The organism is Pseudonocardia bannensis (genome assembly GCF_012911875.1).
Taxonomy (GTDB): Bacteria; Actinomycetota; Actinomycetes; order Mycobacteriales; family Pseudonocardiaceae; genus Pseudonocardia; species Pseudonocardia bannensis.
Genome location: NZ_JAAXKZ010000197.1, coordinates 1 through 6,473, shown reverse-complemented (window position 1 = coordinate 6,473; position 6,473 = coordinate 1). Strand labels below are relative to the sequence as shown.

Sequence of the window (6,473 nt, the reverse complement as noted above, 5' to 3'; positions counted from 1 at the left end):
GTACCGGAGAAGCGGACCACCACCGTCGCGATGGACTTCGGCCGGATCACGGTCGGCTCGTCGCTGGTCCTGTACCTGTTCGGCACGCCCGGACAGTCGCGGTTCTGGTTCATGTGGGACGAGCTCGCCCGCGGGTGCGTCGGCGCCGTGGTGCTCGTCGACCTGCGGCGGGTCGACCACTGCTTCCCCGCGATCGACTACTTCGAAAGCCGGCGGCTGCCGTTCGTCGTGGCGATCAACGGCTTCCCTGACTCGGAGCTGTTCGACGACGAGACCGTGCGCGATGCGCTCGCGCTGCCGCCCGGACAACCCATGGTGCGGATGGACGCCCGGCGCGCGGACTCCGGCCTGGCCACGCTCATCGTGCTGGTCGAGCACGCCCTGGCCCGGGTGAGGGTGTGCACATAGGTGCGGCCGACACACCGCGGGCGCGGCCTCACGGTGATCCGATCACGAATCAGCAGCCGGGAGGTCGCGCCCGGCGGGTGTGGTTCAGCGACGCCAGGCGGACATGGCCCAGGCACCGGGGCCCGGGTGCAACGGGACGCGCAGCCGGGCGACCGGATCGTTCCACGCGCTGCGCGGACCGGCGGCCGGGGCCTCGCCGGACCCGGCCGCGACCGCGGCCAGCACCACGGTCAGGGCCGCGACCTCGGCGTCCGTGGGTTCACCGCGGATCACCCGGAACAGCGCACGGCGCTGTTCCGGGGTGGCCCCGCTGGTCCCGGTGGCCTCCGCGGCCCCGGTGGGCTCGGAGGTTTCCTCGGCGCCCACCGCGTCAACGGTCTCCTCGGGGTGCTCGGTGCCGTCCCCGGTGCGATCGGTCTCGGCGTCGGTGGTCTTCGCGCTGCGCTCGGTCACAGTGCCGATGGTTCCCTCGCTGCGCTCGGTCGCAGCGTCGATGGTTCCCTCGCTGCGCTCGGTCACAGGGGGATGTTCCCGTGCTTGCGGGCCGGTGCCGCCTCCCGCTTGGTCGACAGCATCCGCAGCGCCCGCCCCACGTAGCCGCGGGTGTGCGACGGCGGGACCACCGCGTCGATGTACCCGCGGTCAGCGGCCAGGTACGGGTTGCAGAGGGTGTCCTCGTAGTCCTGCTGCAGCTCCGCGCGCTTGGCGGCGAGCTCGTCGCCCTCCAGGCCCTTGAGCTCCTTGCGGTAGAGGATGCCCACCGCCCCGGACGCGCCGGTCACCGCGATCTGCGCGGTCGGCCAGGCGATGTTGACGTCGGCGCCGAGGTGCTTGGAGCCCATCACGTCGTACGCGCCGCCGTAGGCCTTGCGCGTGATGACGGTGACCTTCGGGACGGTCGCCTCGGCGTAGGCGTAGATCAGCTTCGCGCCGCGGCGGATGATCCCGTTCCACTCCTGCTCGGTACCGGGCAGGAAGCCGGGCACGTCGACGAAGGTGACGACCGGGATGTTGAACGCGTCGCAGGTGCGGACGAACCGGGCGGCCTTCTCGGAGGCGTCGATGTCCAGGCAGCCGGCGAACTGGGTGGGCTGGTTGGCCACGACGCCGACGCTGCGACCCTCGATGCGCCCGTAGCCGATCACGATGTTCGGCGCGAACAGCTCCTGGACCTCCAGGAACTCGCCCTCGTCGAGCACCCGGTTGATGACCTCGCGGATGTCGTAGGGGGTGTTCGGCGAGTCCGGGATGATCGCGTCGAGCTCGCGGTCGGTGTCGGTGATGCCGTCCTCGATCGACCCGGCGACCGGCTCCGGGGCCGGGTAGACGGGCGGCTCGGAGAGGTTGTTCGACGGCAGGAAGCTCAACAGTTCCTTGACGTAGGAGATCGCGTCCTCCTCGTCCGTGCCGAGGTAGTGCGCGACACCGGACTTGGAGTTGTGCGCCCGGCCGCCGCCGAGCTCCTCCATGCCGACGTCCTCCCCGGTGACCGTCTTGATGACGTCCGGGCCGGTGATGAACATGTGGCTGGTCTCGTCGACCATCACGGTGAAGTCGGTCAGTGCGGGGGAGTACACCGCGCCGCCCGCGGACGGGCCCATGATCAGCGAGATCTGCGGGATCACGCCGGAGCTGCGTACGTTGCGGATGAAGATCTCGCCGTAGAGGCCGAGCGCGACGACGCCCTCCTGGATCCGCGCGCCGCCACCGTCGTTGATGCCGATGACCGGGCAGCCGACCTTCGCGGCGTAGTCCATGACCTTGACGATCTTCTCGCCGTAGACCTCGCCGAGGGAGCCGCCGAAGACGGTGGCATCCTGGCTGAACACCGCGACCGGCCGGCCGTCGATGGTCCCGGTCCCGGTCACCACACCGTCACCGAAGGGGCGCTTCTCCTGCATCCCGAAGTTCGTCGACCGGTGCCGGGTCAGGGCGTCGAGCTCCACGAACGAGCCCGGGTCGAGCAACTGGTCGATCCGCTCGCGGGCGGTCTGCCGGCCCTTCGCGTGCTGGCGCTCGACCGCCGCCGCCGATCCGGCGTGGACCGCCTCGTCGAAGCGCCGATAGAGGTCGGCAAGCTTCCCGGCGGTGGTGTGGATGTCGGGCTCGACGTCGGGGGCGGCCGACGGATCCCCCATCGGCTCGGTGGCGGCGCTCATGGGGCCGGAGCCTAACCCGCCGGTAATGGGTCTGTGACGCCGCCGCGGAGCGGTCTGGGTCACGCCTCACCCATGTGAGGCGCGCGTCGGCGCCCGGCGGTGCCCGTCCGTCGCGGAACCGGCCACAACGCCGGGGGAGATCGACGACTGCCACTACCGTCACGGTCCGTGACCTGGGTTGCTCCACCGCTGGACCCCGACGCCCTGCGTGCCGCGCTCGTCGCACCGGGCGGCCCGTGGGCCGCGCTCGACGTCGTCCACCGCACCGGCTCCACCAACGCCGACCTGCTGGCGGCCGCGGCCGCGGGTGCCGCGGACCGCACCGTCCTCGTCGCCGAGCACCAGGAGGCCGGCCGCGGCCGGCTCACCCGCACCTGGGAGTCCCCGCCGGGGTCGGGGATCACGGTCAGCGTGCTGTGGCGGGCCCAGGCAGTGCCCGCCGATCGCTTCGGTTGGTTGCCGATGCTCGCCGGATTGGCCCTGCTCGACACCGTCCGGGAGTTCTGTCCCGCCCCGGCGGGGCTCAAGTGGCCCAACGACCTGCTGCTCGGCCCCGACCAGCGCAAGGCCGCCGGCATCCTCGCCGAGATGACCGCGGTCACGGGCGGGGGGCCGGGTGTGGTCCTCGGGATCGGCCTCAACGTCGGCGCCCCCATCGAGGATCTGCCGTTCGGCGCGACCTCCCTCGCCGCCGCGGGGGGGACCGACGTGGACCGCGCCGAGGTGCTCGTCGCGCTGTTGCGCCGGCTGGCCGATCGCGAGGAGCAGTGGCGCCGGGCCGCGGGCGACGCGGAGGCGACAGGCCTGCGCGCCGACTACCGGGCGGGGTGCCTCAGCCTCGGCGCGCAGGTCCGGGTGGAGCTGCCCGGCGGGGACGCGATCGTCGGGATGGCCGAGGACGTCGACGCCTACGGCCGGTTGCTGCTGCTCGGTCCGGACGGGCGGCGACGGCCGGTCGTCGCCGGTGACGTGATCCATCTGCGGCCGGTGGATTGATCAGCCCGCTAGATTGACGCGATGGCCTACCCGGACGACCTCCTCGTCGAGGGCGAAGAGGTCGTCATCCACAGGCATCCGCACTGGAAGATGCTCGTGCTGCCGGTGCTGGCCTTCCTCGTCACGATCGGGCTCGCGGTCTACGCCGCCGCGCTGATCCGGAACCTGAGCTGGGCCGGCTACGGCTGGATCGGGCTCGCCGTCGTCGCCACCGTGATCATCGTGTGGCTCACCGTCACCCCGCTGGTCCGCTGGCGGACCACGCACTTCGTACTGACGACACACCGGGTGCTGGTGCGCGAGGGAGTGCTGTCCCGGCAGGGCCTCGACATCCCGGTGAGCCGCATCAACAGTGTCCAGTTCCGTCACACCATCGTCGAACGGCTGCTCGGATGCGGCACGCTGGTCATCGAATCGGCGTCCGACGAGCCGCTCGAGTTCGACGACGTGCCGGGTGTCGAGAAGGTGTACGCGATGCTCTACAACGAGGTGGCCGACAGTGACGTCTCCGACTAGTCCGACCAGCCGGCAGCTGCCGATGCACGTTCCCGCCGAGGGGCTCCCGGAACGGGTCACCATCTACGAGGTGGGCGCCCGCGACGGGCTGCAGAACGAGAAGAACGTGGTCCCGGTCGAGGTGAAGGTGGAGTTCCTCGACCGGCTGGCCGGAGCCGGGCTCGCCGTACTGGAGGCCACCAGCTTCGTGCACCCGAAGTGGGTGCCCCAGCTCGCCGACGCGGCCGACCTGCTCGACCGGCTCGACCGCCGCGACGGCGTGGACTACCCGGTGCTCGTGCCGAACGAGCGGGGCCTGGACCGGGCGCTCGACGCCGGCGTGCAGCACATCGCGATCTTCGCGAGCGCGACCGAGACCTTCGCGCGCAAGAATCTCAACCGCACCCTCGACGAGCAGTTCGCCATGTTCTCCCCGGTCGTGAAGCGGGCCCGCGGTGAGGGGCTGCGGGTCCGGGCCTACGTCTCGATGGCGTTCGGCGACCCGTGGGAGGGCGCCGTCGCGCCGGCCCAGGTCGCGGCGGTGGGCAGGCGGCTGATCGACATGGGCTGCTGGCAGTTCTCCCTCGGCGACACCATCGGTACCGGGACGCCCGGGCATGCCGAAGCGGTGATCGACGCGTGCGTCGCGGCCGGGCTGCCGGTGGACGTGCTCGCCGTGCACTTCCACGACACCTACGGCCAGGCGCTGGCCAACACGCTGGCGGCTCTGCGCCGCGGGGTCACCACCGTCGACGCCAGTGCCGGCGGCCTGGGCGGGTGCCCGTACGCCGAGTCGGCCACCGGGAACCTGGCCACCGAGGACCTGGTCTGGATGCTCGACGGCCTCGGCATCGCGCACGGCGCGGACCTGGACAAGCTGGTCGAGACCAGCACCTGGATGGCCGAGCGGCTGGGGCGGCCGTCGCCCTCGCGGGTGGTGCGGGCGCTGGCGGGCTGACGCCGTCCGCCCGGCCGGTCACGCCGCCGCGCCGGGGCGGACCGGGCTCAGGGTTCGCGGACCCCGAACATCCCGGTGAACGTGGCGCGGTAGACCACCGTCTCCCCGCGGTGCATCCGGGCACCCAGCTTGACCAGCCCCATCTCCGGGCGGCTGCGTGAGCGGCGAGCCTCGAGGATCTCCAGGCTCGCGGCCAGCTCGTCGCCGGCGAACACCGGGGCGGGCCAGGAGATCTCCTCGCCGCCCGGCGAACCCAGGGCGGTCGCGCGGCTGAGCACGTGGTCGACGTAGGCGCGCATCCACAGTGACGAGGTGAACCAGCCCGACGCCGCCAGCTGGCCGAAGATGGACTCCTTGCCGGCCTGCTCGTCGAGGTGGAACGGCTGCGGGTCGAAGCGCCGCGCGAACTCGACCATCTCGTCGGCGTCGATCGTGATCGTTCCGAGGTCGAACACGCGACCTGGGGTGAAGTCCTCGAAGGCGAGCTCGGGCATGCCGCGACCTTATGTGCACCCCGGCGTACCGGTCGCGACACGCCGGGGTGACGCGGTGAGGATCACTGCCTGGTCATACCGCCCCGGGGACGCCGAGGACGGCGAGCCCGGCCTGCGCGACCTCCTGGTCCTGGGTGTAGTGCCCGCCGCTCACGCCGATGGCGCCGACGACGGCGCCGTCGACCTTCAGCGGGTAGCCGCCGCCGAAGATGATCAGGCGCTTGATGCCCGTCGGGGCGCCGGCGGCCAGCGGCGCATCGCCGGAGATGAAGTCGTGCCAGTCGCCGGTCGGCATCCCGAAGCCGACCGCGGTGTACGCCTTGTCCTGCGCGACCTGGGTCGACAGCAGCGCGGCGCCGTCCATCCGGGAGAACGCCTTCAGGTTGCCGCCGGTGTCGCAGACCGCGATGCACATCGGCACCCCGATCTCGGTGGCCTTGGCCTCGGCCGCCGCGATGACGCGATGCGCGGCGTCGCTGCTGATGGTGGAGGCGGGGACGGTGTCGGCCACGGTGACGCTCCCTTGTCGATCAGTGACGGTGTGTGCGCATCATGGCCCAAAGCAGCGCAGCGCGGCGTCGTGCACCAGCCCGTTGGACGACATGCCGTTGCCGCCGGCGAACGTGGCCGTCCCGGCCAGGTCGGTGAACCGCCCCCCGGCCTCCTCGACCAGCACCTGGATCGCCGCCAGGTCCCACGTGCTCGCGGCCGGGTCGACCGCGAGGTCGAGCACCCCCTCGGCGACCAGGCAGTGCTGCCAGAAGTCACCGAACGCCCGGGTCTCCCAGCAGCGGCCGGTGAGTTCGAGCCACCGGTCGAGCGTGTCGTTCTCGCGGAAGGTGTTGAGGTTGGTGGTCGACACGTAGACGTCGCTCAGGTCGGCCACACCCGACACGGCGATGCGCCGCGGCTCGCCGGTCCCGTCGCCGGTCCCGTCGATTGCCCTGCCGATGTCTGCGGCCC

General features: G+C 71.9%; 9 protein-coding genes. 4 read left to right on the top strand and 5 right to left on the bottom strand.

Annotated elements, in window-relative coordinates; all coding sequences use genetic code 11:
* On the top strand, nucleotides 1-408 hold a 408-nt coding region (locus HF519_RS28935; protein WP_169416147.1), incomplete at its 5' end, for a GTP-binding protein.
* Nucleotides 409-492: 84 nt separating this feature from the next.
* Here the strand turns inward: HF519_RS28935 and HF519_RS33135 are convergent.
* Nucleotides 493-927, bottom strand: coding sequence for an acyl-CoA carboxylase subunit epsilon (locus HF519_RS33135; protein WP_312860417.1), 435 nt, complete (start codon nucleotides 925-927; stop codon nucleotides 493-495).
* A complete protein-coding gene (locus tag HF519_RS28925; RefSeq protein ID WP_169416146.1) occupies nucleotides 924-2,567 on the bottom strand; it encodes an acyl-CoA carboxylase subunit beta in 1,644 nt (547 codons plus the stop codon). Before HF519_RS28925 ends, HF519_RS33135 begins: the two co-directional genes overlap by 4 nt.
* 168 nt (nucleotides 2,568-2,735) lie before the next feature.
* On the opposite strand from HF519_RS28925, the gene HF519_RS28920 reads away from it, so the two are divergent.
* The 3 genes from HF519_RS28920 to HF519_RS28910 are packed head-to-tail and all read left to right on the top strand — an operon-like array spanning nucleotide 2,736 to nucleotide 5,016.
* Complete coding sequence (locus HF519_RS28920; protein ID WP_169416145.1) at nucleotides 2,736-3,563, top strand: biotin--[acetyl-CoA-carboxylase] ligase; 828 nt, start codon at nucleotides 2,736-2,738, stop codon at nucleotides 3,561-3,563.
* 21 nt (nucleotides 3,564-3,584) lie between these two features.
* Nucleotides 3,585-4,079: a PH domain-containing protein gene (locus HF519_RS28915; RefSeq protein WP_169416144.1), complete on the top strand. Its 495-nt coding sequence runs from the start codon at nucleotides 3,585-3,587 to the stop codon at nucleotides 4,077-4,079.
* Between the two features lie 22 nt (nucleotides 4,080-4,101).
* Entirely contained in the window at nucleotides 4,102-5,016 is a 915-nt protein-coding gene (locus HF519_RS28910) for a hydroxymethylglutaryl-CoA lyase (protein WP_169416148.1), read from the top strand.
* 47 nt (nucleotides 5,017-5,063) lie between these two features.
* On the opposite strand, the gene HF519_RS28905 is transcribed toward HF519_RS28910, so the two are convergent.
* The 3 genes from HF519_RS28905 to HF519_RS28895 form a co-directional block, all read right to left on the bottom strand.
* A complete protein-coding gene (locus tag HF519_RS28905; RefSeq protein WP_169416143.1) occupies nucleotides 5,064-5,510 on the bottom strand; it encodes a MaoC family dehydratase in 447 nt (148 codons plus the stop codon).
* Between the two features lie 73 nt (nucleotides 5,511-5,583).
* The gene (locus HF519_RS28900) at nucleotides 5,584-6,021 is read right to left on the bottom strand and encodes a GlcG/HbpS family heme-binding protein (RefSeq protein WP_169416142.1); all 438 of its coding nucleotides are present in this window, start codon (nucleotides 6,019-6,021) and stop codon (nucleotides 5,584-5,586) included.
* Nucleotides 6,022-6,060: 39 nt separating this feature from the next.
* On the bottom strand, nucleotides 6,061-6,473 hold a 413-nt coding region (locus HF519_RS28895), incomplete at its 5' end, for an inositol monophosphatase family protein (RefSeq protein WP_281358673.1).

What these genes read in the sequence shown, in the direction of transcription:
- HF519_RS28925 (WP_169416146.1), bottom strand. Translation starts at nt 2,567, where the DNA reads ATGAGCGCCGCCACCGAGCCGATGGGGGATCCGTCGGCCGCCCCCGAC.
- HF519_RS28915 (WP_169416144.1), top strand. Translation starts at nt 3,585, where the DNA reads ATGGCCTACCCGGACGACCTCCTCGTCGAGGGCGAAGAGGTCGTCATC.
- HF519_RS28910 (WP_169416148.1), top strand. Translation starts at nt 4,102, where the DNA reads ATGCACGTTCCCGCCGAGGGGCTCCCGGAACGGGTCACCATCTACGAG.
- HF519_RS28905 (WP_169416143.1), bottom strand. Translation starts at nt 5,510, where the DNA reads ATGCCCGAGCTCGCCTTCGAGGACTTCACCCCAGGTCGCGTGTTCGAC.